The organism is Micromonospora sp. I033 (genome assembly GCF_053890995.1).
The window spans coordinates 1-24,944 of the sequence record NZ_JBSSLX010000010.1 but is presented as its reverse complement, the minus strand read 5'-3'; the positions used below and the strand labels follow the sequence as shown (position 1 = coordinate 24,944).

Here is a 24,944-nt window from a genome sequence, read left to right as displayed (position 1 = left end):
AGCCAACCGACTGGCGATGTCGTCGGGATTCGGTTCGTGTGCCAGATCGACACGAACCGAACCCAACTCGGGCTGCGCGTTTTCGGTGCTACCCAGAGCCTGGGGCTGTCAACCGGGCCCATCCGATGCCGGGAACTCCATCACGGACACGTCATGGACGACCGAGCTCCCGTCTACCTCCGTCGGTAACTGGCGCACACATTGACCCGACTTGGCTCATTTAGTGTGTGCCGTGGATGACGTCGAGTGCGGCGCGGAGTTCGTCGGGTAGGGGGTCGGCGGCGGTGATGCTGTGGTCGCCGGCCTGGATCGTGATCGTCCGGTAGCGGCGGGCGGTGGTGACGAACCGTTTGATGCTCCAGCCGGTGGTGTTCTCGATCCAGCGGGACACGGCCAGGGCGGCGAACACGATGGTCAGGTGCGCTTCGATCGATTCGCGGGTGTGGTGGTAGATCGGCCGGGCGGCCAGGTCGGTCTTGGACATTCGGAAGGACTTCTCGACCTGCAACAGTCGGCTTGTAGGCGCCGATGACCTGCTCGGGGTCGGGGTTGGGCAGGCTGGTGACGTAGCCCTTGATCCCGGCCAGGGCCCGGTTCTTGACCTCCATGGCCCGGTTCACGCTCTTGACCGCGCCGGTCAGGCCCACGTACCGGTTCCGCTTGACCGCTGTCCGGCCTGCGACCGCGTTTTCGGCCTTGGTGATCTGCTGGTCGATTCCGCGCAGCGTGCGGCGGGCCCGGTCAGCCCGGTACTGGTAGTAGAAGTTGTGGTCGCGGCGGTTGTCGCCGGGGCCGGCGGGCCAGGGTCGGACGAACACGCGCCCGTCTGGGATCTCGGCATCGGGGTGGGCGTTGCGGAACTCTGTGACGACGTAGGGCACGTCGGGGACGCGGGCACCGAGGATGAACGACAACCCGGCGGCTTCGATCGCGCGTTTGTTCGCCTCCGACATCATCCCCGCGTCGGCCACGACCGTGACATTCGACAGGTGGTGCGCGTTCAGGAAGGCCCGTAGGACCGGCAGCATCATGGTGGTGGTCTCGGCCCGGTTGCCTCGAACGCGTGCACCATCAACGGGAACCCCGACCCGTCGGTGAGCAGCCCGACGGTGATCTGCGGCTCCAGCCGGCGTTCCTTGGAGAACCCGGGCTCGCGGAACCCGTCACCCTCGTCGGTCTCGAAGTACAGCGTTGTGACGTCGTAGAGCAGCAACGTCGCCGGCCCCAAGCTGACGTGCGCGGCGCAGGCGCGGGCCAGCCGGGCCCGCCATGGGCCACCGGCCGGATCGAAGGTCGGCGTCGCCCTCGACCGGCACACCCTCGGTCTTCCCACCGGCCGCGGAAGCCTTGCCTCCCGTGGCATACACCCCCAGCCAAGTCGGGTTAGTGCGTGACTTTGCGGGCGTGGATCCTCGAGGATGGCCTGTTTCTCGGCGGGGATGGCAGGGCGAAGGTCTGTGTCGTGCCATTGATCGCGATGGTCGCCGAGCGCAGCGGCCGCGGCTGCTTGATGACGTTGCGGATCGCCAGCTGAGTCGGCAACCGAGACCTCGCCGCCGACGCTGGTGGCTCCCTGCAAGGATGCTGGCCATGGCGAGCTTCCACGCGCGGTATGTGTCCGGTGATCCCGACGACGTATGGCGCGACCTGCGCGGTCTTGGCCTACGGGTCTTCGACGCCCCATACCGCGAGGACGCCGAGGCGGTGGCGCGCGAGTTCGCCGACCGTGCCCGCAGGAACGTCGAGACGCTCGTTGAGCGGCTGCAGGCGCGGGGCTTCCGTGCGAAGGAGAACGACGACGAGGGGACGCCGTGTCGCGCCCACGTTCCCCCGTCGCCGGGCGCGCCCGCGCTGGCCGACTGGCTGGAGGTGACGTTCGCGCCGTTCCCGATGACGATCAGCGCGTGGATCCGGCAGGTGGGCGATGTGTGGCTCGTCGGGGAATTGCCGGGTTGGCCGGCCAGCGTGCTCGCGGACCCGTTGGTGGTGCAATTCGAGTGGGCCGAGCGGGGCGGCTCGCGCTCCTACTACGAGGCCGAGCACGCCGCGTACCTCAGGGACACCGCGCGCCGGGACGCCGGCATCCCGTTCCAGCTCGACTACGCGCCCGACGAGCTCCACAAGGCGAACATCAGCGGCGACGCGCCCTACGGCATCGACCTGCCCGGCCCCGGAATCGACGGGAAGGTGGGGCCCGCGATCTGGTTCGTCGACGATCTCAACACTGCGTTCGCGGCCGGCGGCTTTCCCGGTGCGCTGTGGGACGAGGGCTACCAAGAGCCGCCCGCCGGATTGCGTGAGTCGCTCGCCGCGGGGCTGCTGCGGCTCTGAGGCCGCCAGACGGCTGGCCGGTCAGACCCAGTTGACTCATTCGGTTAGTGCGTGAAAGCAGCCCCACCTGCAGGCATCACCGCAGGTGAACGCGACGCGGGCCTCACGAGCGCGGCACCGTGAGCCAACTCAGGCCCAGGGCCTGGGGCTGTCAACCGGGCCCATCCGATGCCGGGAACTCCATCACGGACACGTCATGGACGGGCATGACCGAGCTCCCGTCTACCTCCGTCGGTAACTGGCGCACACATTGACCCGGCCCGGTGCACTCGCGTACCGGCGGAAGGACGCGCCGCAACGGCGAACGGGAGAGGTCCGCACAGTGGCGAACGGGCCCATGAGCGTCGCGCAAGGTACCTGTCTTCACTGTTCGTTGGTCGGGCTCGTAACCCAGAACGGTCGCTAGGATCCGGGAGACACTCACTCACTGCACGTCGTTGCCCCCGGCCAGCTCGGTCCTGCGGCGCACCAGCGCCGCCTTCGCCCGGCGGGCCGCCCGCAGGTTCGCGGCGGCCAGTACCCCCAGCGTGAGCACAATGCCCAGCAGCGACGGCTCGAGCTTGTGCCGCAGAAGGGTGATGATCAACGCGCCAACGGTGAATGCCAGCCAGGCGCCGACGCCGAGCCAGCCGGCGATCACCCGGTCCCGGGCGAACAGCGGCGTCCGTCGGGTCACAGCCCAGCCGCTGAACGCCGCCCAGCACAGACCAATCGCCACCAAGACCGCGAAGGCCACCTTCGTGCGCGCCGGCAAGTTGGGCTCGGTCGCCCAGAGCAGGCTGAGCAGGGCGCTCCCGGTGAGCCCGGCGAAGGCCAGGATCAGATAGCCGGCCCGCCTGCGCAGCGACAACCGCGCGTCGAGCCGCGCCAGCACCTCTTCCGGAGTCATGCTTCATACCCCTTCCGTACCAGCTCGTGGCGTAACAACTTGCGTGCCCGGTTGAGCCGCGACTTGACAGTGCCGACGGGTACGGCGCAGACCTGCGCGCATGCATCCAGCGGCAGATCCTCGAGATAGAACAGCAAGAGCACCTCCCGCTCCCGCGCGGGAAGTGCCGCCAGCGCGCCGGCGAGGGTCTCCCGGTTGACGACACCTTCCGCCTCGTCGTCCCCCGGCATGTCGTCGATCGGCTCGGGTTCCGGGCACGTGTACGCATCCCGCAGCCGGTTCATCACTGCCCGGCGGGCGATGGCGAACAGCCACGGGGTGAAGCGGTCCGGCCGCCGCAGCCCCGGCAGCCCCTTGAAGACCGCCAGCCAGATCTCCTGCACCACGTCGTCGTCGGACCCGCCGAGCATCCGCCTGACGTACCGCTCGACCGCCGGATGCCAACCCTGGACCAGCTCGGCGAAGGCCTCCCGTTCACCCAACTGACAGCGGACCACCAGCAACTCACCGCTCATCGGCCCTCCTTCGCCTATTCAGTCGGCGCGCGGGCCCAGCAGGTTCATTTCCGAACTGGTGATCGTAGGCCCCGACATCCGGGATCTGCCACCGACCGGGCGCCGCAGCGCGTCACGAGGGGCCGGGTTGTAGGACGCCGTATGAAGCACTTGACTTGCGTAGGGTCACGGCGGTGATAGCGGTGATAACGGCGGTGATGCCCGCAAGTGAATAGAACGCGTTGGCGATGTTCGTGTGATCGGCAACGGCGGCGACCAGCACGGTGATCAGGGCACTCAGGCCGAGGCCGGCTGCGTTGGTGGCGCCGAAGACCTGGCCGGCCCTACGTTCGGGCACGCTGGCCAGCAGCAGGCTCCGGGTTGCTACCCGAGCCAGTCCGACCAGACCGCCGGCGATGGGGATGCCCGCCAGAAGAACGGACAGGTGCAGCGGCTCCACGGCCACGATGACCGCGCAGCCGACGATGCCGATGACGGCGATGCGAAGGTGGCCGAACCTGGCGGGAAGTCGGGGGTAGAGGGCGGCGGCGGCGACGAACCCGACCCCGGCCAGTGCGTCCACCAGCCCGTAGATACCCGCGCCCTGGTGGAAGCCTTGGTACACCAAGACGATCAAGACGGTGTTGCCGACCATGGTCATCACCGTGCAGGTGGCGTAGAGAAGGCCGAGGCGCAGCAGCGGTGCGCCGGTGCGGCCGGTCGGCGTGCCGTTGCCGATGGCCGCCGGCTGGCCAAGCTCGGCGTGGGCAGGGCCCCGGCCGATCAGATACATGGCCAGGGCCGAGACGAGGAAGGTGCCGCCGTTGAAGAGGAACAGCGGCGTGGGCCCGAACAGGTGGATGGCGAATCCGCCTACCGCTGCGGAGAGAAGACTTCCGGCTTGCAAGGCGATCTCGTAGTGCGCGCTGAACCGTACGAGGCGACCTGGAGCAATCCGCTCCTTCACCAGGGCGTTGCTTGCTGGCATGAACATCGCGGCCAGCGCGGCGAGCGCGAAGCTGACCAGGTACGCCACAGGTGTGGTTGCCCCGGCCAGCAGCAGCCAGACCGGCAGCACCAATGCTGCCAGGGCGCTGGCCATATCCGCGATCAGGCAGAGCGTCCGCCGGTCGTAACGGTCGGCGATGCGCCCGAACACCAGCGACAGCAGCGCCGGTGGCACGGACGCCGCGATGAACAGCCACCCCACCGACAGTGCGCTGCCCGCGGTCGTGAAGACCAGGATCGCGGAGGCGACGAGCTGGATGCCGTTGCCCAGGCTCGTGACAAAGGTAGCCGGCAGGAGCAGTCGCTCGGCTCGACCCTCCGTCGGTGGCGTAGCCAAGGCTTCGGCTGGCGGCACGCGAGAATCGGTCGATGCGGTCGGGGCCCCAGGCATCTGCGTGGGCGGGGTGGTGGTGGCCATGTGCACAGCCTCCGACAACTTTCCTGACAGGCTGTGTCAGTGGAGTCCGGTGGCCTCGACCACACCAGGCGAGCTCTCCGACCGGGGCGGCGATCTCCGAGACGCCATCGACATCCTCAAGCGCTCCGGACTGCCCTGAAGGGCAGCGGAAAACCGCCTCGCCATCCCGCTTGCCGTCGACCCGCCCGGCGGGGAGCCGGCCGCCGCCCGGCCCGCCACGTCAAGCGGACCTTGACACAGGTTCGGGTGCTCTGGATTACCGCCACCCCGAAGCTGCCCGCTGCCTACGCTTCGGAGGAAGGCGCGCCGGCCGGGCTCGCCACGCCCGCCGTCGGCGTGGCGGTCGACCAGGATTGATCCGCACGGGGAGATCGGAATGATACTGCGGGAGGTGCGCCACCAGACCGGGCGGGTCCTGGTGGTGGTCTGTGACAAGGAGGAGGAGGCGGTGACCACCATCGGCGCCGCGCTGCGGGAGCAGGGGCTGGTCGCCGCCCGGGTGTCCGCGGTCGGCGGGTTCGCCGAGGCCGAGGTCGGCTGGTTCGACCGGAACGCCCATGACTACCGCCGTATCCCGGTCGCGGAGCAGGTCGAGGTGCTCTCCCTGCTCGGCGACGTTGCCGAGCAGGACGGCGAGCCCGCACTGCATGTGCATACGGTGCTGGGACGGGCCGACGGCAGTACGGTCGGCGGGCACCTGCTACGTGGTCGGGTGTGGCCGACGCTCGAGGTCATCATCTCCGAGGTGGCGCCGGAGCTGGCGAAGCGGGTGGATCCGGACACCGGCTTGGCCCTGATTTCTCCAGCCCGCTGAAGGCTGGGTCACTCCGCCGCAGCCGGTTTACGAAGACGGTCCGTGTCCTTGCTCTGGACGGTCGCGAGGTCGGGGTTGGCCGCACGCGGGTTGCGGAACTTGCCCGCGCCCACCTACGAGGTTGCGCCCGTGTTGGCCTCCCCGGCGGCGTACCAGAGAGCGCCGTCGTGATATCCGAGGTGGCCGATGGACAGCGACAGGATGCTGTCCAGCGTCGGACGGTCCAGGGCTCGCCGAAGTCCTCGTGTCGTTCGACTGCGGTAGCGGACTGGTCGGCGATGGCGCGTGGCGTCACAGTTCAGCGATGGCTTCGGCGGTGGTGGGCGGTGCGCCAACGGCTTCGATGGGGATACGAGCGGCCGGCTGGGTTGTCAGGTGTGCGGCGGTGACGCGGTCGAGGCGGAGCCAGCGGATCGCTTGACGCGTGTGACAGTGCCCGACGAGGTACCAGTGGCCACGAGTGCGGGCCAGGAGCACGGGATCGAGTTGCCGGGTGGTGGGCGCGCCGCGCCGGTCGCGGTACTCCACGACGAGGACGCGTTGTGCGTGGAGTGCTTGCTCGATCGCGCGTCGAGTCCGGGCATCGCCGGGCGTGTCGGTGTGATCGATCCAGACACGACCGTTCAACGCGGTGGCGTTTTCTCGTGCGCGGGTGTCCATCACGCTGAGCACCTTGACGAGGGCGGCGCGGGCGTGGCTTTCGAAGGGCTGTCCGCGGTGGGCGGCCACGGCGGCGGCGAGGCCGGAGACCTCAGCGTCGGTGAAGTTCACCGGCGGGAGCGTCGCGGCGGCGTCAACGACGTAGCCACCACCGGGGCCGGGTCGAGCCCAGACCGGGAAGCCGCCATGTTGCAGAGCCGAAATGTCTCGTTTGATTGTGCGGACGCTGACCTCGAAGACCTCGGCGAGTCGTTCCGCAGAGCGCCCCGCAGGCCCCGCGCGCCGCAGTTCCTCACGCAAGGCGTAGAGACGGTCGGTGCGGTTCATCCAATAAATAGTGACATACCGGTGACATCGCTGGGGTGACGATGGTGTCATGAGCACATCACGCGAATCGATCATGTTCATCAGCGGCGCCGGGCTTCCCGCCTGGATCTGGGATGACGTCCGCCGCGACCTCGGCGAAGGGCAGCAGACCTGTGTCGCTTCCCGGCCGCAGGGCGAGCGAGCCCGGTTGCGCGACTACGCCCAGGCGGTCATCGACTCCGCACCGCCGGGCGGGTACGTGATCGTCGCGCACTCGGCCGGTGGTGTGATCGGCGCCGAAGTCGCCCGCCTCGCGCCCGAACGCGTCAGCGCCTTCCTGGCGATCAGTGCCGTGATCCCGCAGCCGGGAGGATCGTTCATCTCGGCGATGCCGGCGCCGGACCGGTGGGTGCTCAGTGCCGCGATGCGGTTCGCCGGGACCCGACCGCCGGACTCGGCGATCAGACGTGGTCTCGCCCATGGTCTGGACAAGGAGGTCGCCGACCGCATCATCGCCGACTTCACCCCCGAGTCACCCGCCCTCTACCGAGACCGGACCGCTCACCGGTCGTGGAGCGGGTGGCGCGGTTACCTGCGCACCACCGACGACCACGAGCTGCCGATGGCGCTGCAACAACGATGCGTCCAGCGACTCGGCAGCGCCTGGCAGAGCGACCTGAATACGGGGCACCTACCGATGCTCGAAGACCACCAGGCCGTCGCTGCTGCAATCACGCGATTCCTCGATGCACGGCCGTGACACCGATCGACTGACGGGCAGGAGTCGTCGGCTGCAACAACTTCACGACCAGGACATGTACGTGACCGTGCCTGGAGGACGATCTACTACCTGACCCGGCGCGATCGACGCCGTGCTTTTCGTTGGTGGGCGGCCGGGCCTGGCGGCCCAGGGGCCAGCAGGCACGGCTGCGGGCCACCCACCCGCGACCAGGGCGCCCGAAGCATGGTGGCGGCGCACAAGATCGGCTTGGAGCGCTGCGTAACGTGTGTTCGACGCGCTCTCAGGTGTCCTGGTTCGCCCCCGGTGACACCACCTTGTGGCCCGAGGATGGCCCGGCCGATCCGATCCGGTGCGAGGTAGCCTCGGGGATCCGGAGTACAGGCCGGCCGGAGAGCAGGACCGAGCGCGTGGTCCTAGTGTCCGTGCATGACCCGGACGCAGTATTTCGTCGCGATGAGCATCGATGGGTACATCGCTGAACCCGCCGAACAGCTTGACTGGCTCTCCCAGTTCAGCAACCTGGAGGGTAAACGGCGGCGCTACGAGCGGTTCTTCGATCAGGTAGGTGCCATCGCGATGGGGGCGCGGTCCTACGAGTTCATCCATCGCCATCACGCCCCCTGGTTCTACGCCGACCGACCTACCTGGGTCTTCACCCATCGCAAACTGCCGCGCCATGACGGCGCTGACCTACGCTTCACCGACAGCGAGGTGACCGAGGTACACCAGCAGCTAGTCGAGGCGGCCAAGGGAAAGAACGTCTGGATCCTCGGCGGTGCGGAGCTTGCGACCCAGTTCGTGCAGGCCGACCTCGTCGACGAGCTTCACATCGGTGTCGCACCAGTCCTGGTCGACGCCGGCACCCGACTGCTGCACGCAGCGGCGTACACGCCGTGGGCCTTGGCAGAGACCAACCAGTACGGGTCATTCCTCGCGTTGCGCTACGTCGCGCCCGGCCGTGAGTCCTGACCGCCGGGTTCCAGTCGCGTCGGACAGTGGCAGGCCATCCGTCTCTCGGCGGAGTGTGGCCGCCAGTCTTCCCCCATCTTCCGGATAGGTGCCAAAGACTGCGGCGCCCGGTCGGTGTCAAGGGTGGCCGTAGGCCATCGGCGTACCGACGCGCAGCGCCCACGCCGGCCGGTGGCGTAGAGGATCGGGCATCCAGGGAATGGGTCACGCCCTGGTCCTCGTCGCCATCGAACCGCGGGCGGTACCCACGAGTGTCCGGGGGCAACCGCTCTGCTGGGCGGCAGCGATCTCCCCGCCCTCGATGGAGAGCAACCCCGACGGCGGTCGTCCCGGCTCAGCCATTCGTCTCTCTGGTCCTCCGCAGCGTGGCCGGCCGGCCCGGCCGATGCCGGCCGGAGGTCGCCAGCAGGCCGGGGCCGGGCCGGCGCGGCCCGCTTGCGGGCCGCCTTGATCCTTAAGAGGTCAGTTCGGCAATCTAAACACTTGCCCATGTGTCCCGTCACGGGACATCCTTGACACTCGCGTCCCACCAGACGCTTGACATTATCGTCTCGCTATGGCTACCGGCCTGGGGATGCCAGGAGCGGGTCGGAGGACCGTCGCATCAACTGCGATCGTCCGACTTCCTCCGTGAAGCCCCATCGCTGGTAGAACGGCAAGAGCTCCGGCTGGCAGACAAGCTCGATGCTGCGCACCTGGGCCAACCGGGGGTCGTTGACGACCGCATCGAGCAGCATGCGGCCTACACCCGAGCCTCGGGCATGCGACGCAACGATCACGTCGAGTACGACGGCCAGGTAGACGCCATCCGTGAGGACCCGGGCGAACCCCACGAGCCGATCGGTTGACCGCTGGATCAGGGCGAAGACCAGATCAGAGGCGGCCAACATCGCCGTCACGTCGGCTGGGCTCCGCTCTGCAGTCCACCATTCCGAGGCGAACAGCTCCATCAGCTGCGCCAGGCGGTCCCCTTCGACAGAGTCTCTGACGTCGATGTCCGAACGGTCCACGGTGACAGCTTGCCAGGCTGATGTCGACTCGGGTATCCAGGCCGACCGTCAAGCATGTCCTGGGACGGATCCGTCAGGCATGTGGTGGGACTAGGCAAAACACTTGCCCATGGTCGTGTCCCGGCTGGTGCATTACACCGGCGTCCCAGCAGATGCTTGACATGACCCGGATGTCGGCGCGGGGTGGTGACCGATGCAGTCTGCTCCCCCGGCTGTTGTGAGGGGCTGACCGGCTGTCACTGCCTCTTCCATCGAGCGAGGAATTGTCAATACCTGTGGACAGGGTGAGGCCCGTCAGTCCCCGGTGGTCTTTTGCCCTTTGGCCGCGAGTAGGTGGCGGAGCCTTCGGATCTCAGCGATCAGGCGTGGAACGTTGCAGCGGGCGGTGGCGACGAACTGGGCGTTTTCGTCCCAGCGTTCATCCGCGATATCGACATAGCGGGGGTGCTGGACGAGGGTGGCGGCCACCATCTCGTGATGGTCGAAGTCCGGCCAGCGTTCAGCGAGACCGGTGTCCGGGATCGTGCTGATAGCGACCAGGCCCATGGCGAAGTCATCGTCGAGTTGACGCACGTGCCAGGGGCCCGGGGTCGCTGCGTCGGCAAGCTTCTCGATCTCGGCGAGTTCCTCGTCGGTCAGCGGTTGGGGGGCGTCCATCAGGCGGCGAGCTCCTCACGTTCGACCAGGCGTCCGTTGGTAAACCGCGCGCCAGCGCGGACGAGAGCGACGAGGTGGGGTGCGTTGACCGCCCGCCACCGGTCCTGGGCGGCCTCGATGAGCTTGAACGCCATCGCGAGACCGGCGGCTCTGCCGATCCAGCAGAGACCCACACCGGCGGCGACCGCCAGTGCCGTCATGGCGAACAATGCCATAGTCACCGGCAGGCAGCGAACGAGGGCCGATACGAGGACCAACACAACGAAGATCAAACCGGCGGCGAGGCAACGGTATCGCCAGACCAGGCTGCGGTAGCCGCCGCTGCCTTGGATCCGCGCAACAGCCTTGTGAGTTCTGTCGCCGCCACTGCCATCGTCCTCACGCCAAGGCGCCTAGTATGCACCGAGCCCAGAATCCGCCGTACAGGTCGACTCGTCCGCCGCCCACCCGCCAGCCGCCGTCACGTGGCGGCTGCCCTGGTGTTTCTCCGGGTACCGCCGGTTGGCGCGGTTCAGCCCTCGGCGAGGATGATCCGGACCGCCAGCAGGTGCCCGGCAACGTCGCGGTCGACCTGGACCGGGAAAACCCCATCGCCCCAGCTGGTCATGGCGAACAAGACCTGCGCGTCACCGAGGGGCAGAGTGCCGCTCTCCGTGTCGCTGGCCCGTACCTGGCGCATCACCCGCCAGTGGTGGGAGTGCGGCCGGAAGTCGACCGCCAGCCCCCGGCCGGGCTCGGCGTCCCGCCAGGCCTGCACCGTCATCGCCCGTCGAAGGGCGGAACGGATCGGCAGGTCCGTCCAGCCGTAGCTGCCCTCATCACCCGGCGTGGTCAGCGGCTCGGCGGTGAATTCCTGCGCCGCCGCCGGCGCGTCAGCACCCCAGAACGCCACATCGGCGAGGCCGTCCAACGGCTCCTCGTGGCGCCACAGATCGAGGGCGGCCACGTCGGCGAAGGCCAGCCGAGCCGCGTCGACACCGACCACGCCCACGTCGACCGTGGATGCAACCGGCGCGTCACCCACCCGGACAATCATCTGGGACCAGCCATCCCACGGCCCGTCCGAGCGTTCCGCTTCCACCGTGACCGCCCTGCCGGGAAGACCATCCACCGCCACCGCGGGCAGCCCGAAGACGCTGAACCCCCGCTGGAGTTCGACCGCACACCGGCGGGCCCGCTCCCGGTGCGGCACCTGTGTCTCGGAGCGCTCCAACGCCGCCGTCCACCCGTGTTCCCGGCAGTGACCGCCGAACCGTTCCACCCAGTCGTCGCGACGCGAGGCGGGAATGTCGTAGTGATACCGCCCGGGCCGAACCTGGAACGACGCCCCCGCGCGCTCGGCGTCCGAGCCGACCACCGTGTAGTCCGCTGCCCCGGCAACCTCGGCCAACAGGTCGGGATCCTCAATCCCAAGACCGCGTGGATCCAGCTCGTTCGGAGGTCTGCTTCCGGACCACATGCCCAGCATTCCCCCGTCGATGACGACCAGCTGGCCAGACGGGCACCGGACTTCGCCGAGCGTGACGATCTCTCCCATGGCGCGGCAGTCTACGGGCCCGCCTGTCCCCGAAGGCCGTGGTTTCTTCGCGCCCACTGGGACGTCACGCCAGCCGGCCAGTCCACATCACCACGGGTTAGCGCCTATCCGCGTCCGGAGCGAGCGTAAGCTGGTCCGGCACTGGGCATTACCCCGTGAATGACGGAGCCGGTCGAAGGTGCCGCCCAGGAGCTACGGCCCGAAGCCGTGTGGCAGATGCTGCTCGACGAACATGCGCCACCTCACGACGAAGAGCGAGGCTGGTTTTCCCCCGCCTTCTGGCCCCTGCTTCAAGCCGCGTACGCCGATCGGTGCTGCGGTCGGCGTACCCTCGGACACCCATGAACACACTGGTGCCGGGGCATGGCCCACACATCTGGGGCATTCCGGCGGAGGAGCGGCGGCCGACCGTGGCGGTCTGGTCCGACGGCTGGTACTCCGTTTTCAGCCGAGCCACCCCGGACAGCGAGTGCCTTTTGCAGGCCAGGGATCCGGTCGAGGCGGCGGCACTCTTGGCGCGCCTGTACGTGGAGAGCCTCGAATAGCCCGGTCCTGGGTTGAGCGTAGGGCCCTGACAGTCTTCTGTGTCGATCCTCTGAGTGAACGGTCTCTTGACCTGCCTGCCCTTCTGCTGGCCGTGGCCTGGACGCCTCGCTTACAAGTTCTGGGCGCTCTGTCCAGCGGTGTCCGCCGGTGTCACTGGCCTCGGATTGCCATCCGGCGTCGGGCCTCACTGGGTGGCTTCGTCCGCGTCGACAGCTGTCACCGCTGCTGTCGACAGCTCAGGCTGCGGTGCTCGGCTCAGTCATCCTCGTCAACGAGACCGAATGCCTCCGGCGCGTCTTCGACCAACTGGCGGTAGGGCGGTTGGAAGCTCTCCGCTCTGGCGGCGATGGCGGCGGCCAGACGCGCCCGATCGGCAGGCTCTAACCCGCTCAGGCGGGACGCTGCATCGTCGAGCTGCTGGACGGCAATGTCCGGGTGGAGCGTCTCGTCGTCACACAGCTCGAAGAACGCCAAGCACTCAAGCACGCTGTCGAGCACCGCCGTGAAGACCCGATCATCTGACACCTGGGTTTCCCCTGCCGGCGTCCCTGCGTGAGGCATACGCCCTAGTCGGCAGGCGCTATGACCTGACCCGGAGTCAGGACCGCCCGCTTGCTCCGAAGAGGTGGGCGTCGACGACACGGGTGAGGTGTGCTGGCGGGGGTCGCTGCTCGACAGCGCCTGCAGCGAAGGGTCGTCTCGCCTGACAGCGCGCTACCTCGGCCCGGGACGGCCGGCCTTAGGTTCAGAAGAGGATCGCGGATGGGTTGGCCAGGTGACAGCGCGCCTGGTCAGCGCGTCTGCCGTTGTCGGGCAGGGTCGGCGTGGTCGGCGGTCTTGGCTGTACGGATGGCTGTACGGGGCGGGGGATAACTCTTGCGTGCACGGCTCGGTTCGAGGACAGTGCCACCCGGGACGCTCTTGGGAACTGGCGTCGTGTGACATGGGGGCGTAGGCGGATGTGCGTGGTGGATGCAGCGGCCAAGGAGGCCGCTGTTGCCCGGTTCCTTGAGGAGCATGCGCACGTACATCGGGCCGACAACGACCATCCCGCGCTGCGGGGCTGCGCCGAGATCGCATGGTCTGAGATCCCTGGCTGTCCCGCCGACGTCCCGCTTCTGTTCTATGGGCTGCTAGATCAGCTTGCCGCCCCTGAGGCTGCACGCGTTCTCACCAATGTTCTGATGGACGGCGTCTTCCACGTGAACGCCGCAATGCCGGCAGCGTTGCCGTTCCTGCTTCGCCTGGCGGCCGACCCGGAAATTTCGATGCGGTCCGATCTGCTCGACCTCGTGGTTGTCACCGCTGAGTTGTCGCAGCCAGTCGACGCAGACAACGAGCGCGCGGTGCTGCTGCTCGGCAACGACAGCGACCATCCGGAACGCGAGCAGTGCAGGGCCGTGTTCTCTGAACACGCGTCGCTGCTGCGCACGCTGCTCCAGGACGACACGTTGAATACTGCCGACAGAGCATGGCTTCAGCACGTCGTAGGACTGCACTAAGCGCGTGTGTGAAGTACACCGGCTGGATGCCGGTCCTCGGGTCGGCGGTCGCGGTACAGGCGTGGTACACCACCGCCTGGTCAAAGACTTTGTCCAAGGCCCTGTCCAACTGGTTGATCTCCACGCCGGCCGTTCTACCAGGCACCGCGCGGCCTGGGGTTCAGAAGATCGCAGATGGCCGGTCAGGCGATGGCGCTCCTGGCCAGCCCGTCCGTCGTTGTCGGGCAACGTCGGCGTAGGCGGGGCGAGCCTGGCTGTACGGATGGCTGTACGACGGGCCGGCGCTGACCGTCTGATCCGTAGCCTGGACTGGTGCGTCCCGGACGGTTCAGCGCTGTGCCGCCGCCCTGCCTCTGGCCCGACTGTCGTCCGTTGCAATTCAGACCCGCTCGACCAGGTTGCTGTCAGTTGGGCGACCGGATCTTCATAAACGGGCGCTCGGGGCACACCAGCCAGAGAGTCGATCCATCAGGTCGAGGATGCGGTCCTCGGCAGTCCCGTCCTCACACGTGTGGCGAGCTACCTCGCACACGCCCAGCAGGGCTTCTCGAGACGCGCCGGCCCGGAGGTGCTCCGCGGCTATCGCTTCGAGGACGCGCGGAGGATCCTCACTCGACGCGGCCTGCGCGAGCTGTCGAGCCAGCTGCTCTGGTAGCTCAACCTCTGACACATGCTCAGGATATGAAGCAGCTCGCAAGACTGTCAGCTTGGAGAACTGGCCCCAAGCGGCGGCTGTCACGGCGGTTTGCCTGGTCGGCATGGTCCCTGGTGGCCTGGTTCGGCCTGGCGGCGCACCGGCTTGTGGCCCGCGGATGGCCCGACGCGCCACCTAATCCTCAGGGGCCGGCCGTACGTGCTCCGACTGTGGGTCATAGCAGACAAGGCCATGCTCAGCAGCCAGTCGGGCCGCCTCGGCCGACAGCTCTCCGGCTAGCCCGTATGGCATCGTCAGGTAGACATTGGCCCGGACGCGTCGTTGAGCAGCGAACCCCAACCAGAGGTTCTGCCTCCGGTCATGGCGGCCCAGCGTAGAGCTGGTCGTAGACCGTGCCGGCCGCGGTGTCGTCTTCGGGCTGCACGCCCTCCCACACCGCCGGGTCGTAACTCATGCCTGAGAGTTTGCCGTCTGGCCAGGAAACAGTCACTATCCCTGCCTGGCAAAGAGCAAGGCTGCTGTCGGCCGGCGTCGATGGCTGCCGCTGACCTGCTCATCCCGTCGGCTTCCGTCGGCCTGCGTCCGGGTCCGTCGCCCGGCTTGGCTGTACGGGTGGCTGTACAGCCACACAGACCGTCAGAATCAGCGGATGGACTGGGCCGACCTGCAACTGAGCCTTCAAAACGTCCTCAACGAGTGGGACCCGATCGGAGTGGCGGAGATTGCGCCAGACGAGTACGACTGCATGCACGGACCACTGTTCGACAGGCTGCGGGCCGGTGCCGGCCAGACGGAGATACGGGAGTTTCTGCGGCACGAGCTGGGAGACCACTTCGGCCTAGATCCTGCGCGGTACGACCTCGACTCCGTTGCGAACCGGATCGTCGGCTGGTGGAACACAGTCCAACCGGCCTTCTGACCCCTTCCGGATGGCCGTAGGGCACCCTCAGTTCGGAAGAGCGCGCTCAACGGGCCGTGATGCCCGAAACGCCGGCGGCCGGCGGCCGAGCCGAATGCCGCTCGTGCCCGCTCGTGACCGCTGCTCGCCACGGTTACTGACCGGTGGATGGCCCGTCAGGCCACCGGCTTGAACGGGTGAATGTCAGCCGAACCCCTGGCTCAGCGGTTGTCGCCGCTGCCACTCAGCACGCCACGGCCGTGGCGGTTGGCCAGCTTGGCCAGGTTGGCCGTCGCGATGTCGTCCAGCGATAGTTCGAGGTAGTCGGCGAGCACGGCTACGTACCAGAGCACGTCACCGAGTTCCTTGGCGATGTCGGCTCGGTCGATCCGCGACTCGTCGCTGTCCAGGTCGCGGACCCACTTCTTGAACTTCTCGGCGATCTCACCCGATTCGCCGACCAGCCCGAGCACCAGGTGAAGTAGCTCGTTCCTCTTGTCACGTGGAGCGGCGGTCCGGAGGGCCCCCCGCTGATACCCGTCCAGGTCCATGGCGGACCAGTATGGTCTAGCTCCTCCCACCCGACAACGCCGCGATCATCTGCCCGGCCCGCCGCCGGGTCGACATCCTCCACAACCACACCCCACCGGGACCCACCCTCTCCTGCGGCCAGAAGGCGGGGCCCCAGAGCCATCTCCGCCATGAGTCCCACACCGTGGAGCGGGCCAGGGGCCAGGGGGACAAGGTGGAGCGCCCTACCGGACGAGTCTCAATGGCGGCTGTCAAGCGGGCTATGCGATGGGCATGGTCTCCCCGGTCGGGCAGGCTTGCTCCTGTCCGAGGTTCTCGGTTGGATCAAGCCTCGCCGTAGGCGACCGCTAGGCGGCTTGGCCTTGACCTGGCCGAGGTTTTCGGGCAGGTGCCACCCTCACGTCCTGCACAGGCCAATAATGCACCCGCCCTCGATTTGAACGTCTGTATCGCGCGGGCAAGGAGCTGGTGACGGGCTGGTGGAATAGAGGCCGAGGACGGCTGACCGCGTGACGTGTGGCTCGCCCGTGAGGTCCGGTGGCACCTTGTGGCCAGGGCAGGTGACTCCGAGACGGGCAAGGTGCTCCGCTGGGAATTCGACACCGAGGGCGAAGCACGGCAAGGGTGAAGCGGTTCCTGCAAGCCGATGGCGGTCAGTGGCGCGAAATGGACGGCGACGCTGCGACGAAACCGCCTGTGTAAGGGTTCTACAGAGTCGGTGGGGTCTCGGAGGGCTGTGGTGGTGCCTAGAGTGAGCGCGCGCTGAGTGACGGACGGAATGAGGCAGATGAGCGCCGGAAGGTTGCGTGTACGTGCGGTGCGTCTGGTCGTCTTGCCGATCGTCGTGCTGGCCGTGATCATGCTCGGCGGGTGTGGCCGGATCGCGGGGTTCGTGGAGCCGGTCTCCTTGTTCAATCCGGTCTGGGCCACCGATGGTTGGGTCTACTACCTGCGAGAGGTGTCCTCGGACGGGGCCGAAGTGTGGCGGCAGCGGCCCGACCAGAGCAACGAGGAACGCGTTTTCGGGCGCCCCCCACAGGGATCTGTCTGCGAAGAGGGGGTGCTCAGCTTCCTCTTCGCGGGCGCCGACGGCGACCTCGGGGTGGCCATCGAGTGCGGCTGGGACCGTACCGAACTGCTCAGCTATTCCCCGAACGACAAGAAGTTCGAGCCTCTGGCGCTGACGCGCTTCCTTGGCGGCGCCGTACTGGCAAACGGTGACGGCAGAGGATACGTGCAGGCGCCCCGGAAGTGCGGTATCGCAATCGGGGCGCTCGCCGACGGGAAGGCGTCTGAGTTCCCCTCTCCGGTGACTGTCGGCGGGACAACCTTCAACGTCAGCGGCGGTGATTCGGGTTGCGAGTCAGTGGTGCTGGTGCGGTCGCCGGCAACCGCGGGTGACCGGCTGTACTTCATGACCGCACCCGACTCCCTCGGCAGGTTGCCGCTGCGTCCCGAGGTGGATCCGGAGGACTTCACCTGGTACCTGACCGAGTGGGATGGGAAATCGGCCACAGCCAGGTTTCTCACGAAGCTTCCCGGCATGGCCGATCTTGCGGTATCACCGGACGGCCGGTCGATGATCGCTGCCGTTGGGTCGACGGAGGACAAATCCGGGGTCTGGTCGGTCGACCTCAGTACCGGGAAGAAGACGAAGATCGTCGACGACGAGATAGCAAATCACCCGAGCTTTTCGCCTGACGGCAAGCGGTTCGTCTACGTCGAGAAGTTCCAACATCTGAAGTTTGCCGCAGCACCGTAGAAGCCTTGCGCGACCTGCTCGTGAGCCGAACGGGCTCTACGAAGTTCGCGGGCGTCGAGGTGCCCGCTGCTCGCCCCTCACGCCCTGGTCCTCATCGCCGGCAAAGGTCGGCCCGCACGTGCACCCCCACCACGAAGGCAGCTCGATGCACCACACCCCGCCAACCACCGTCGCCCTTGAGTAGTTCCCACCGCCAGGGATGATCCGAGCCCGCGAGCACGTGCGGGCCATCCCACCACACCACGCGCACCTGCTCTGCCGCGGTCGCCCGTGCCCATCGGCGGCGCCGAGCTTGAATCGCCCCAGCCGTAGTTGCCATAAACGCCTTCGTCGAAGTAGCCACCCATACCTCCCCGGAGGTGGTGGTGCAGACGTGTTCGATGCCGCACCGAAGCGTCGCCTGCGCCTCGATGCGTCCGTCGCTGCCGTAGATCACGGCGTTGTGGTCCGGGCCGTGCTTGCGCCACCGGCAGCGGGCTCCGACCACCAGTACGCGCGCCCGGGGTCGGGGCTGGACCGAAGGATGGGCCAGCGTCAACCCGGGCAACTCGGTGACCTCGAAGGTGTCCCCCGCCTGCCTGGTCACTCGGGCAGTCACGGGTCGGGCCGCTGTCGGATCGGGAAACGTCGCCCAGCCGGTTGGGTGGTGACCGACCGCAGCGCCGCCTCGTCCTCGGATGTCGACCACAGCGCTACCAGCTCACCGGTAGGCCCGATGGAGGCCGACACGAGCGCGTCACGCGGGTCAGCTCGCAGGACCGGCGAACCCTCCCCCATCTCCCACTTCGGAAGCGCCCGGCTCGTCGGCTTCCTCTTGCGCCATCGGCCCTTCCCCCCGGTGCCTCATCACCTCACCACAGCCCTACGCCAGCCGATTCGACCTGCGGCAGACGGCCCCCGACGGCGGCGGCATGTCGAGACCCGCTCGCCACGAGGAGGTCCTCCATGCCCTGCTCCGCAGCCTGGTGGCCAGTGCCGACGTAGATCAGCTCTGCGACGGGGCCGATCTGCCCCAGCTCACCCACGACGGCACCTCGGTAACCGCCACCTGTGCCCGCGTCTCCCGCGACGCCGGCGTCCTGACCCTCGACCGCGGCGTGCGGCTGTGAGCTCTCCGACGGCAGCGTCTTCGGCCTGACCATCCCGGCCCTTGGCCGGTCAGGGACCGGACAGAGGTGGGGCCGTTCGGGTCTTCCCGCGCCGGCCAACGCTGGGAAGGATGGCCGGATGCATCCTCACGACCCGTACCAGCAACAACCGCCCCCCTACCCGGGGCAGCACCCGTACCCACCGCAGCAGCCGTACCCACCGCAGCAGCCGTACCCGCACCAGGGGCAGTACCCGCCGCCGGGGTTCGTTCAGCAGCCATCCAACAAGGCGATTCTGGGCTCGTGGGCAATCCTCCTGTGGATCGCGCTGCCGGTGATCGGGCTGGTGTTGTGCTGCGCCGGGTGCGTCATCACTGGGGTCGCCGGGGCGTTCGTGGACGGGTTCAAGGAGGGTTACAACGAGGGGGTGCTGTGGGTGCCTTCGCTGTAGTCAGCACGGCGCGCCGCTTCGACCGCCGTGGGGTGTCCTTAAGCTTCTCTGGCAGCTTGGCTTCGAGCGCTCCCACGGCTGGCTTGGCGTTCCCACACACCTTGTCCACCTATGCGTCGAGCTGTTGATCGAGGCGCTCTGCTTGCGCAACCAGCTGGTCACCGTGGGGCTGGGCGAGCCGGACGAGCGGGATGTCTACCCCGCGGAAGGTCTCGGTCATGGGTGAACGGTAGTCACCGATGGACCGGGGCGCGCCGCACGCGCGCCCCGGGCCTCGCCATCACCAGTTGCTGGAGCGCCGGCCCCGAGAGCAGTCGGGGTTGATGTAGGCGTCATTCGGCAGGTGGAAGGTCGGTCCTTCCGGTACGCGGCCGGTCAGCCGACCCTGACGAGTTGCCACTGCTGGTTGGTGCCGTTCCAGTCGTCGTACTGGACGATGTTGCCGCCATCGGCCGTCGAGGCACCCTGCACCTCCACGGCCTTACCGCTGTTCCGGTTGATCAACTGCACGTAGCCGTCGACGCTCTGGAGGCTGAACTGCTGGTTGGCGGCGTTGTTGTCGGCCCACTGCACGATCGACCCACCGTTGGCCGTGGACCAGTTGTAGACGTCCAGCACCTTGCCCGACAACCGCGACCGCAGCCGGTAGTAACCCCCACCGGAATCCACGAACTGCCACTGCTGGTTCGCACCGTCGTTACGCGTCCACTGGGTGATCCGCGCACCATCATTCGTCGCGAGGTTGTACACGTCGACCGCCTTGCCGCTGTTGCGGTTGACCAGCACATACCAGGCCGCGGTGTCCACCGGACCGGTGGAGCCGCCTCCGCCGCCGACGTTGAGCGCGTTGAGCACCGCGGTGTACGCGGCCTTCTTGTTGCCGGAGGCGTCGAAGAGCAGCGGGTTGTCGCCGCCTCGCCAGGAGTCGCTGTCCCGGACGCCCCAGGTGGTGATGCCGGTGCAGCGGGCCACGGCCAGGCAGGCCCTGGTGACCGCGCCGTACATGGTGGCCTGGTTGGCGCCCTGGGTGATGTCCAGTTCGGTGATCTGCACGTCGACGCCGAGGTCGGCGAAACGTTGCAGGTTGGCCTGGTAGTCGCCGGGCAGCGAGGTGCCCAGGTGGGACTGGAAGCCCACGCAGTCGATCGGCACACCGCGGGACCTGAAGTCGCGGACCATGTTGTAGATGCCTGTCGACTTCGCGTTGACCCCGTCGGTGTTGTAGTCGTTGTAGCAGAGCTTGGCGCCGGGGTCGGCGGCCCGGGCGGCGCGGAACGCCGCCTCGATCCAGTCGTTGCCGGTGCGTTGGAGGTTGGAGTCGCGGCGGCCGCCGCTGCTGCCGTCGGCGAAGGCCTCGTTGACCACGTCCCAGGCGTAGATCTTGCCCCGGTAGTGGGTGGCGACCTGGGTGACGTGGTTCATCATGGCCGAGCGCAGGGCGGCGCCGGAGAGGCTCTGCGCCCAGCCGGGCTGCTGCGCGTGCCAGAGCAGGGTGTGGCCGCGGACCCTCATCCCGTGCGCTTGGGCGTGGCTGACGATCTGGTCGCCGCCGGTGTAGCGGAACTGGTTCTGGGACGGCTCGGTGGCGTCCCACTTCATCTCGTTCTCCGGGGTGATCGAGTTGAACTCCCGGTCGAGGATGCCGACGTACTGGCCGTCGGAGAGCTTGGATGCGGGAACCGCCGCGCCGAAGTAGCGGCCCCTCTCGGCTGCGGAGGCGCCGAGGGTGGTGCCGGCGTCGGCGGTACGGGCGAACACCACCGCCAGGCCCGCGGCGGCCAGGGCTGCGGTGAGCAGCACCGCCAGGGCCAGGAGCCGGCGGGAAACCGTGCGCGGCGGGTGCGCCCCGGTAAGACTGTTCATGCCGGTCGTTCCTTTCGGTAAGTGCCGCGCGGGGTGGAGCGCGGCACACGGAGGGTTGTCACGGGGTGGTCAGGTCGAAGCGCCGCACGGTGACGGCGCCGCCGAGCGCCGCGGTGGCGTAGTTGAAGATCCCGAAGCGGTAGCCCATGAAGAACTGCCAGGCGTTGCCGAGCGTGAAGGCGGGCCCGAGCCGGGTGAACGTGGTCCCGTCGGTGCTGTAGGAGAAGGTGGCCTGCCGGCCGGAGCCGGGCCGGATGTCGGCGGTGGCGCGCAGCCAGATCCGGCCGCCGGTGACGGTCGCGCCCGCCGCCTCGCTGCCGGTACCGGTGGTGTTCCAGTTGCTGTCCATGGTCAGGCCGTTGGTCATCGAGACCCGGGTGACGCCGTTGTCGCGGCGTACGCCGATCCAGGCGGACGAGTCGCGCAGCAGCGCCAGCCCGGCCCGGTCGCCGTCGCGCATGGTGCTGTGGTCCAGCTCGATCGTCGCGGTCGAGGAGGGGCCCTGGATGCGGTGGGTGAGCGTGTTGCGGGCGTTGTAGAGGTCGCCGGTGACGGTGGCCGTCTGCAGCCGCAGGCCGTTGCTCACCGTGAACCTGCTGGTGTCCGGGTTGTGGTTCCACTCCCAGCGCGGGCCGAGGGCAGGCCCGGTGAAGGTGTCCGGGCCGATCATCGACGCGACGGTGCGCGTCGTCGTGATGGCCGGCCTGGGGTAGGTCGTGCCCCAGGCGCCGTTGACGGTCTGCAGGGTGGGCCAGCCGTCCGCGGTCCAGCTGATCGGGGCGAGGGCGGGCACGCGGCCGCCGGGGTACGCGTCGACGAAGGCCATGTAGTACCAGCCGCCGTTCTGGGTCTGGACCAGCCCGCCCTGGTGCGGCACGCCGCCGCCGGAGATCGGGCCGGGCAGGTTCAGCAGCACCTGGCGCATCTCGTACGGTCCGAACGGGGAGCTGGACCGCAACACGTACTGGCCGTTGGCCGGCCGGGTCAGCCAGATGTAGTAGTAGCCGTTCCGCTTGTAGAACCGGGCCCCTTCCAGGGTGCCGACGCTGGACGGTGTGGTGAACACCTGCTGGCTGCGGACCTGGCTGAGCCCGTCGGCCGACAGCTGGGCCACGTTGATCGTGCTGTTGCCGTACGCCACGTACATGGTGTCGTTGTCGTCGACGAGCAGCCCGGCGTCGTAGTAGCAGTTGTTGATCTGCGACCGCTTGCTCCAGGTGCCGTCCACCGCGCTCGCGGTGTAGACGTACGTGCGGTTGAACTCGACGCACCCGATCCAGTAGTAGGTGCTGGTGCTGGGCCGGTAGTTGAACGCCGAGGCCCAGATGCCCTTGACGTAGGCCCGCCCGCCGTTGAGGTTGTACGCGCTCGAGCCGAAGTCCAGGCTCGGCACGGAGTGCCCCGCGTACTCCCAGTTCACCAGGTCGTAGGAGCGCAGGATGGGAGCGCCGGGCGAGTAGTGCATCGTGGAGGCGGAGTAGTAGTAGGCGTCGCCGACGCGGATGACGTCCCCGTCGGCGAAGTCCTGCCACACCACCGGGTTGGTGTACGTCCCGGTGCTCGTGCCGCCGCCGACCTTGACCAGTTGCCACTGCTGGTTGGTGCCGTTCCAGTCGTCGTACTGGACGATGTTGCCGCCATCGGCGGTGGAGGCACCCTGCACCTCCACGGCCTTACCGCTGTTCCGGTTGATCAACTGCACGTAGCCGTCGACGTCCTGGAGGCTGAACTGCTGGTTGGCGGCGTTGTTGTCCGCCCACTGCACGATCGACCCACCGTTGGCCGTGGACCAGTTGTAGACGTCCAGCACCTTGCCCGACAACCGCGACCGCAGCCGGTAGTAACCCCCACCGGAATCCACGAACTGCCACTGCTGGTTCGCACCGTCGTTACGGCTCCACTGGGTGATCCGCGCACCATCATTGGTCGCGAGGTTGTACACGTCGACGGCCTTGCCGCTGTTGCGGTTGACCAGCACGTACCAGGCCGCGGTGTCCACCGTGGCCGCCCTTGCCGGGGAGGCGGCCACGAGCGCCATCGCCGCGCAGACCAGCGCGGCGGCGGCTGCGGCGACGAGCGTGCTCGCCCGCCGGCGGGGCCGGACCGCAATGTGGGAGGTCATCGTCAACTCCTTCCGTTGCTGACAGAGGGTCACGGCCGCGCAGCGGCGCACGCCGCCGAACGGGGTTGCGGGACGCGGCGATGAATTGCCGGCACGGGGCTCGTGTGAGCGCTAACATCTATGGCTTGCAATATTGCCAGCTCGTTTCGGAATGTTCAAGAAGTACCGTGGCCGACGAATCCGCGGGCTGCACCCGGCGCCGCACGGATCCTCGCGGAGCCGTCATAACCGCAGCTCAGGCCGCCTTCCAAAGGAGGCGCCACCGCCCCAAGTGCGGGAGCCGGCCGCAGTTCACAGCGGCGCGACCCGGGAAATCGCACACTCATAACGCTTTTTGCCGAAGCGATTGAGTTTTGCAGGCAGGCGCGGAAGAGAACCTTTTCGGTTACGGCGGGCGGCCCAGCGGAGTCGGCGGCGGGCAGCAGCACGGTGCGTAGCCACCTTGCGACCGGAAGGGTGCACGGCGAAGCCCTGCCACTTCGGCTCTCATCGATCTCGGGGTGTTGACGGCCCGCCACTGATCCCGCAGAGTCGATGCCTGCTCTGGACGACGAGGGGACGTGCGCGCTACCGGACGGAACGAGACGGAGCTGATCGCCGCGGCACGGGCCGGCGACCGGCGAGCGCTGGACGACCTGGTGACGGCGTACCTGCCGCTGGTCTACACGATCGTGGGGCGGGCGCTGGACGTCCCACACGAGGTCGACGACGTCGTCCAGGAGGTCATGCTGCGGGCCGTGCGGCACCTGCCGGCACTCCGCGACGCGGAGAGCTTCCGGCCGTGGCTGACCTCGATCGCGGTCCGCCACGTCGGCACCCACCTCGCCCGTACCGCCCGTGCCGAGCGGCGCACCGCGGCCCTGACCGAGGCCGACGCCATTCCCGACGCCGACTTCGAGGGGGCCGCGCTGCTGCGTGCCGACCTGTCCGGGCAGCGCCACCAGACGCGGCGGGCCGGCCGGTGGCTGGACCCGGACGACCGCGTGCTGCTGTCGCTGTGGTGGCTCGAGGTCGCCGACGAGCTGACCCGCACGGAACTCGCGGCCGCCCTCGGCGTGAGCGTGGCGCACGCGGGCGTACGCGTCCAGCGGATGCGCGGTCAGCTCGAGGCGAGCCGATCGGTGGTGGCGGCATGGGAGGCCCGGCCGCGCTGTCCAGGACTGACCGGGGCGATGGCGGGCTGGGACGGCGTACCGAGTCCACTGTGGCGCAAGCGCGCCGTACGGCACGTACGCGGCTGTGCCCGCTGTGGGCGGGCGGCCGACGGGCTGCTGCCGGCCGACCGGCTCCTACCGACGCTGGCGCTGGTGCCGGTGCCCGCCGGGCTCGCCGCCGCCCTGCTGGGCAAACTCGCGCTGGGCAAGGCCGGCACGGTGGCGGCCGCCGCCTCCGCGCTCTCGTCGGCCGGCGGGGCCGCCACGGGCGGAGCAGCCGGCGGCGCCGGCACGGCCGCCGGCGCAGGCGCGGCCGCGGGCGGTGGAGGAGCCACCGGCACCGGGACGGGGCTCCTCGGGACGATCGCCCAGGCGATCGCCGCGCACCCGGTCGTCGCCACCGTCACCGCGGGCGCGCTCGCGGCCGGAGCCGCGACCGGCACCGCCCGGGTGGTCACGTCACCGGAACCCGCCCGGCCTCCTCTCGTCGGAACTGTCGTCGGCGGACGGGCGACTAGCCCTGCTTCTCCCCGCGCC

At 68.4% G+C, this 24,944-nt stretch carries 24 protein-coding genes and 2 pseudogenes; 12 read left to right on the top strand and 14 right to left on the bottom strand.

Annotated features, from left to right (window positions below):
* Nucleotides 1–220 precede the first annotated feature (220 nt).
* Nucleotides 221–1,270: pseudogene (locus tag ACW0Q9_RS03335) on the bottom strand (IS1634 family transposase); the annotation flags it as partial.
* Between the two features lie 120 nt (nucleotides 1,271–1,390).
* Between ACW0Q9_RS03335 and ACW0Q9_RS03330 the strand changes: the two are divergent.
* Both ACW0Q9_RS03330 and ACW0Q9_RS03325 read left to right on the top strand, forming a co-directional pair.
* Nucleotides 1,391–1,534, top strand: coding sequence for a hypothetical protein (locus ACW0Q9_RS03330; protein WP_456178393.1), 144 nt, complete (start codon nucleotides 1,391–1,393; stop codon nucleotides 1,532–1,534).
* 56 nt (nucleotides 1,535–1,590) lie between these two features.
* Nucleotides 1,591–2,331: a hypothetical protein gene (locus ACW0Q9_RS03325; protein WP_456178363.1), complete on the top strand. Its 741-nt coding sequence runs from the start codon at nucleotides 1,591–1,593 to the stop codon at nucleotides 2,329–2,331.
* Between the two features lie 424 nt (nucleotides 2,332–2,755).
* On the opposite strand, the gene ACW0Q9_RS03320 is transcribed toward ACW0Q9_RS03325, so the two are convergent.
* The 3 genes from ACW0Q9_RS03320 to ACW0Q9_RS03310 all read right to left on the bottom strand — a co-directional run bounded on the left by ACW0Q9_RS03320 (nucleotide 2,756) and on the right by ACW0Q9_RS03310 (nucleotide 5,140).
* Nucleotides 2,756–3,220 carry a hypothetical protein gene (locus ACW0Q9_RS03320; protein WP_456178362.1) on the bottom strand — a complete coding sequence of 155 codons (465 nt, stop codon included), beginning with the start codon at nucleotides 3,218–3,220 and terminating at the stop codon, nucleotides 2,756–2,758.
* Nucleotides 3,217–3,735, bottom strand: a complete 519-nt coding sequence (locus ACW0Q9_RS03315) for an RNA polymerase sigma factor (protein WP_456178361.1) — start codon at nucleotides 3,733–3,735, stop codon at nucleotides 3,217–3,219. The genes ACW0Q9_RS03320 and ACW0Q9_RS03315 overlap by 4 nt, the downstream gene beginning before the upstream one ends.
* Nucleotides 3,736–3,847: 112 nt before the next feature.
* Nucleotides 3,848–5,140, bottom strand: a complete 1,293-nt coding sequence (locus ACW0Q9_RS03310) for an MFS transporter (protein ID WP_456178360.1) — start codon at nucleotides 5,138–5,140, stop codon at nucleotides 3,848–3,850.
* A gap of 376 nt (nucleotides 5,141–5,516) precedes the next feature.
* Here ACW0Q9_RS03310 and ACW0Q9_RS03305 point away from each other — a divergent pair, with 376 nt between their 5' ends.
* Nucleotides 5,517–5,954, top strand: coding sequence for a PPC domain-containing DNA-binding protein (locus ACW0Q9_RS03305; RefSeq protein WP_456178359.1), 438 nt, complete (start codon nucleotides 5,517–5,519; stop codon nucleotides 5,952–5,954).
* Between the two features lie 291 nt (nucleotides 5,955–6,245).
* On the opposite strand, the gene ACW0Q9_RS03300 is transcribed toward ACW0Q9_RS03305, so the two are convergent.
* Nucleotides 6,246–6,941, bottom strand: coding sequence for a helix-turn-helix transcriptional regulator (locus tag ACW0Q9_RS03300; RefSeq protein ID WP_456178358.1), 696 nt, complete (start codon nucleotides 6,939–6,941; stop codon nucleotides 6,246–6,248).
* A 49-nt stretch (nucleotides 6,942–6,990) separates the two neighbouring features.
* On the opposite strand from ACW0Q9_RS03300, the gene ACW0Q9_RS03295 reads away from it, so the two are divergent.
* Together ACW0Q9_RS03295 and ACW0Q9_RS03290 are read left to right on the top strand one after the other, a co-directional pair.
* Nucleotides 6,991–7,680, top strand: a complete 690-nt coding sequence (locus tag ACW0Q9_RS03295; RefSeq protein ID WP_456178357.1) for an alpha/beta fold hydrolase — start codon at nucleotides 6,991–6,993, stop codon at nucleotides 7,678–7,680.
* A gap of 408 nt (nucleotides 7,681–8,088) precedes the next feature.
* Entirely contained in the window at nucleotides 8,089–8,631 is a 543-nt protein-coding gene (locus tag ACW0Q9_RS03290; RefSeq protein ID WP_456178356.1) for a dihydrofolate reductase family protein, read from the top strand.
* A gap of 560 nt (nucleotides 8,632–9,191) precedes the next feature.
* Here the strand turns inward: ACW0Q9_RS03290 and ACW0Q9_RS03285 are convergent.
* From ACW0Q9_RS03285 to ACW0Q9_RS03270, 4 genes and pseudogenes are all read right to left on the bottom strand, one after another.
* A complete protein-coding gene (locus ACW0Q9_RS03285; RefSeq protein ID WP_456178355.1) occupies nucleotides 9,192–9,641 on the bottom strand; it encodes a GNAT family N-acetyltransferase in 450 nt (149 codons plus the stop codon).
* Nucleotides 9,642–9,935: 294 nt separating this feature from the next.
* Nucleotides 9,936–10,298, bottom strand: a complete 363-nt coding sequence (locus ACW0Q9_RS03280; protein WP_456178354.1) for a hypothetical protein — start codon at nucleotides 10,296–10,298, stop codon at nucleotides 9,936–9,938.
* A pseudogene (locus ACW0Q9_RS03275) lies at nucleotides 10,298–10,450 on the bottom strand (IS256 family transposase); the annotation flags it as partial. The gene ACW0Q9_RS03280 and the pseudogene ACW0Q9_RS03275, both read right to left, overlap by 1 nt.
* 359 nt (nucleotides 10,451–10,809) lie before the next feature.
* The gene (locus tag ACW0Q9_RS03270; protein ID WP_456178353.1) at nucleotides 10,810–11,835 is read right to left on the bottom strand and encodes a hypothetical protein; all 1,026 of its coding nucleotides are present in this window, start codon (nucleotides 11,833–11,835) and stop codon (nucleotides 10,810–10,812) included.
* Between the two features lie 341 nt (nucleotides 11,836–12,176).
* Here ACW0Q9_RS03270 and ACW0Q9_RS03265 point away from each other — a divergent pair, with 341 nt between their 5' ends.
* Nucleotides 12,177–12,380, top strand: coding sequence for a hypothetical protein (locus tag ACW0Q9_RS03265; protein ID WP_456178352.1), 204 nt, complete (start codon nucleotides 12,177–12,179; stop codon nucleotides 12,378–12,380).
* A gap of 256 nt (nucleotides 12,381–12,636) precedes the next feature.
* Here the strand turns inward: ACW0Q9_RS03265 and ACW0Q9_RS03260 are convergent, their stop codons facing one another.
* Nucleotides 12,637–12,906 (bottom strand): hypothetical protein, encoded by a 270-nt coding sequence (locus ACW0Q9_RS03260; protein ID WP_456178351.1) that lies wholly within the window; start codon nucleotides 12,904–12,906, stop codon nucleotides 12,637–12,639.
* Nucleotides 12,907–13,346: 440 nt separating this feature from the next.
* On the opposite strand from ACW0Q9_RS03260, the gene ACW0Q9_RS03255 reads away from it, so the two are divergent.
* Nucleotides 13,347–13,883: a hypothetical protein gene (locus ACW0Q9_RS03255; protein WP_456178350.1), complete on the top strand. Its 537-nt coding sequence runs from the start codon at nucleotides 13,347–13,349 to the stop codon at nucleotides 13,881–13,883.
* Nucleotides 13,884–15,187: 1,304 nt separating this feature from the next.
* Nucleotides 15,188–15,457, top strand: a complete 270-nt coding sequence (locus ACW0Q9_RS03250; RefSeq protein WP_456178349.1) for a hypothetical protein — start codon at nucleotides 15,188–15,190, stop codon at nucleotides 15,455–15,457.
* Nucleotides 15,458–15,657: 200 nt separating this feature from the next.
* Here the strand turns inward: ACW0Q9_RS03250 and ACW0Q9_RS03245 are convergent, their stop codons facing one another.
* On the bottom strand, nucleotides 15,658–15,987 hold the full coding sequence (locus ACW0Q9_RS03245) for a nucleoside triphosphate pyrophosphohydrolase family protein (RefSeq protein WP_456178348.1): 330 nt from the start codon (nucleotides 15,985–15,987) through the stop codon (nucleotides 15,658–15,660).
* Between the two features lie 746 nt (nucleotides 15,988–16,733).
* Between ACW0Q9_RS03245 and ACW0Q9_RS03240 the strand changes: the two genes are divergently transcribed.
* Entirely contained in the window at nucleotides 16,734–17,729 is a 996-nt protein-coding gene (locus ACW0Q9_RS03240; protein ID WP_456178347.1) for a TolB family protein, read from the top strand.
* A gap of 91 nt (nucleotides 17,730–17,820) precedes the next feature.
* Here ACW0Q9_RS03240 and ACW0Q9_RS03235 read toward each other — a convergent pair whose 3' ends face one another.
* Nucleotides 17,821–18,315 (bottom strand): hypothetical protein, encoded by a 495-nt coding sequence (locus ACW0Q9_RS03235; RefSeq protein ID WP_456178346.1) that lies wholly within the window; start codon nucleotides 18,313–18,315, stop codon nucleotides 17,821–17,823.
* 325 nt (nucleotides 18,316–18,640) lie between these two features.
* Between ACW0Q9_RS03235 and ACW0Q9_RS03230 the strand changes: the two genes are divergently transcribed.
* Together ACW0Q9_RS03230 and ACW0Q9_RS03225 are read left to right on the top strand one after the other, a co-directional pair.
* Nucleotides 18,641–18,838, top strand: coding sequence for a hypothetical protein (locus ACW0Q9_RS03230; protein WP_456178345.1), 198 nt, complete (start codon nucleotides 18,641–18,643; stop codon nucleotides 18,836–18,838).
* A 118-nt stretch (nucleotides 18,839–18,956) separates the two neighbouring features.
* Complete coding sequence (locus tag ACW0Q9_RS03225; protein ID WP_456178344.1) at nucleotides 18,957–19,268, top strand: hypothetical protein; 312 nt, start codon at nucleotides 18,957–18,959, stop codon at nucleotides 19,266–19,268.
* Nucleotides 19,269–19,643: 375 nt separating this feature from the next.
* On the opposite strand, the gene ACW0Q9_RS03220 is transcribed toward ACW0Q9_RS03225, so the two are convergent.
* Entirely contained in the window at nucleotides 19,644–21,131 is a 1,488-nt protein-coding gene (locus tag ACW0Q9_RS03220; RefSeq protein ID WP_456178343.1) for an endo-1,4-beta-xylanase, read from the bottom strand.
* Between the two features lie 58 nt (nucleotides 21,132–21,189).
* A complete protein-coding gene (locus ACW0Q9_RS03215) occupies nucleotides 21,190–23,253 on the bottom strand; it encodes a family 43 glycosylhydrolase (RefSeq protein WP_456178342.1) in 2,064 nt (687 codons plus the stop codon).
* Nucleotides 23,254–23,813: 560 nt separating this feature from the next.
* Here ACW0Q9_RS03215 and ACW0Q9_RS03210 point away from each other — a divergent pair.
* Nucleotides 23,814–24,944: RNA polymerase sigma factor (locus ACW0Q9_RS03210; RefSeq protein ID WP_456178341.1), on the top strand; the 1,131-nt coding region annotated here is incomplete at its 3' end.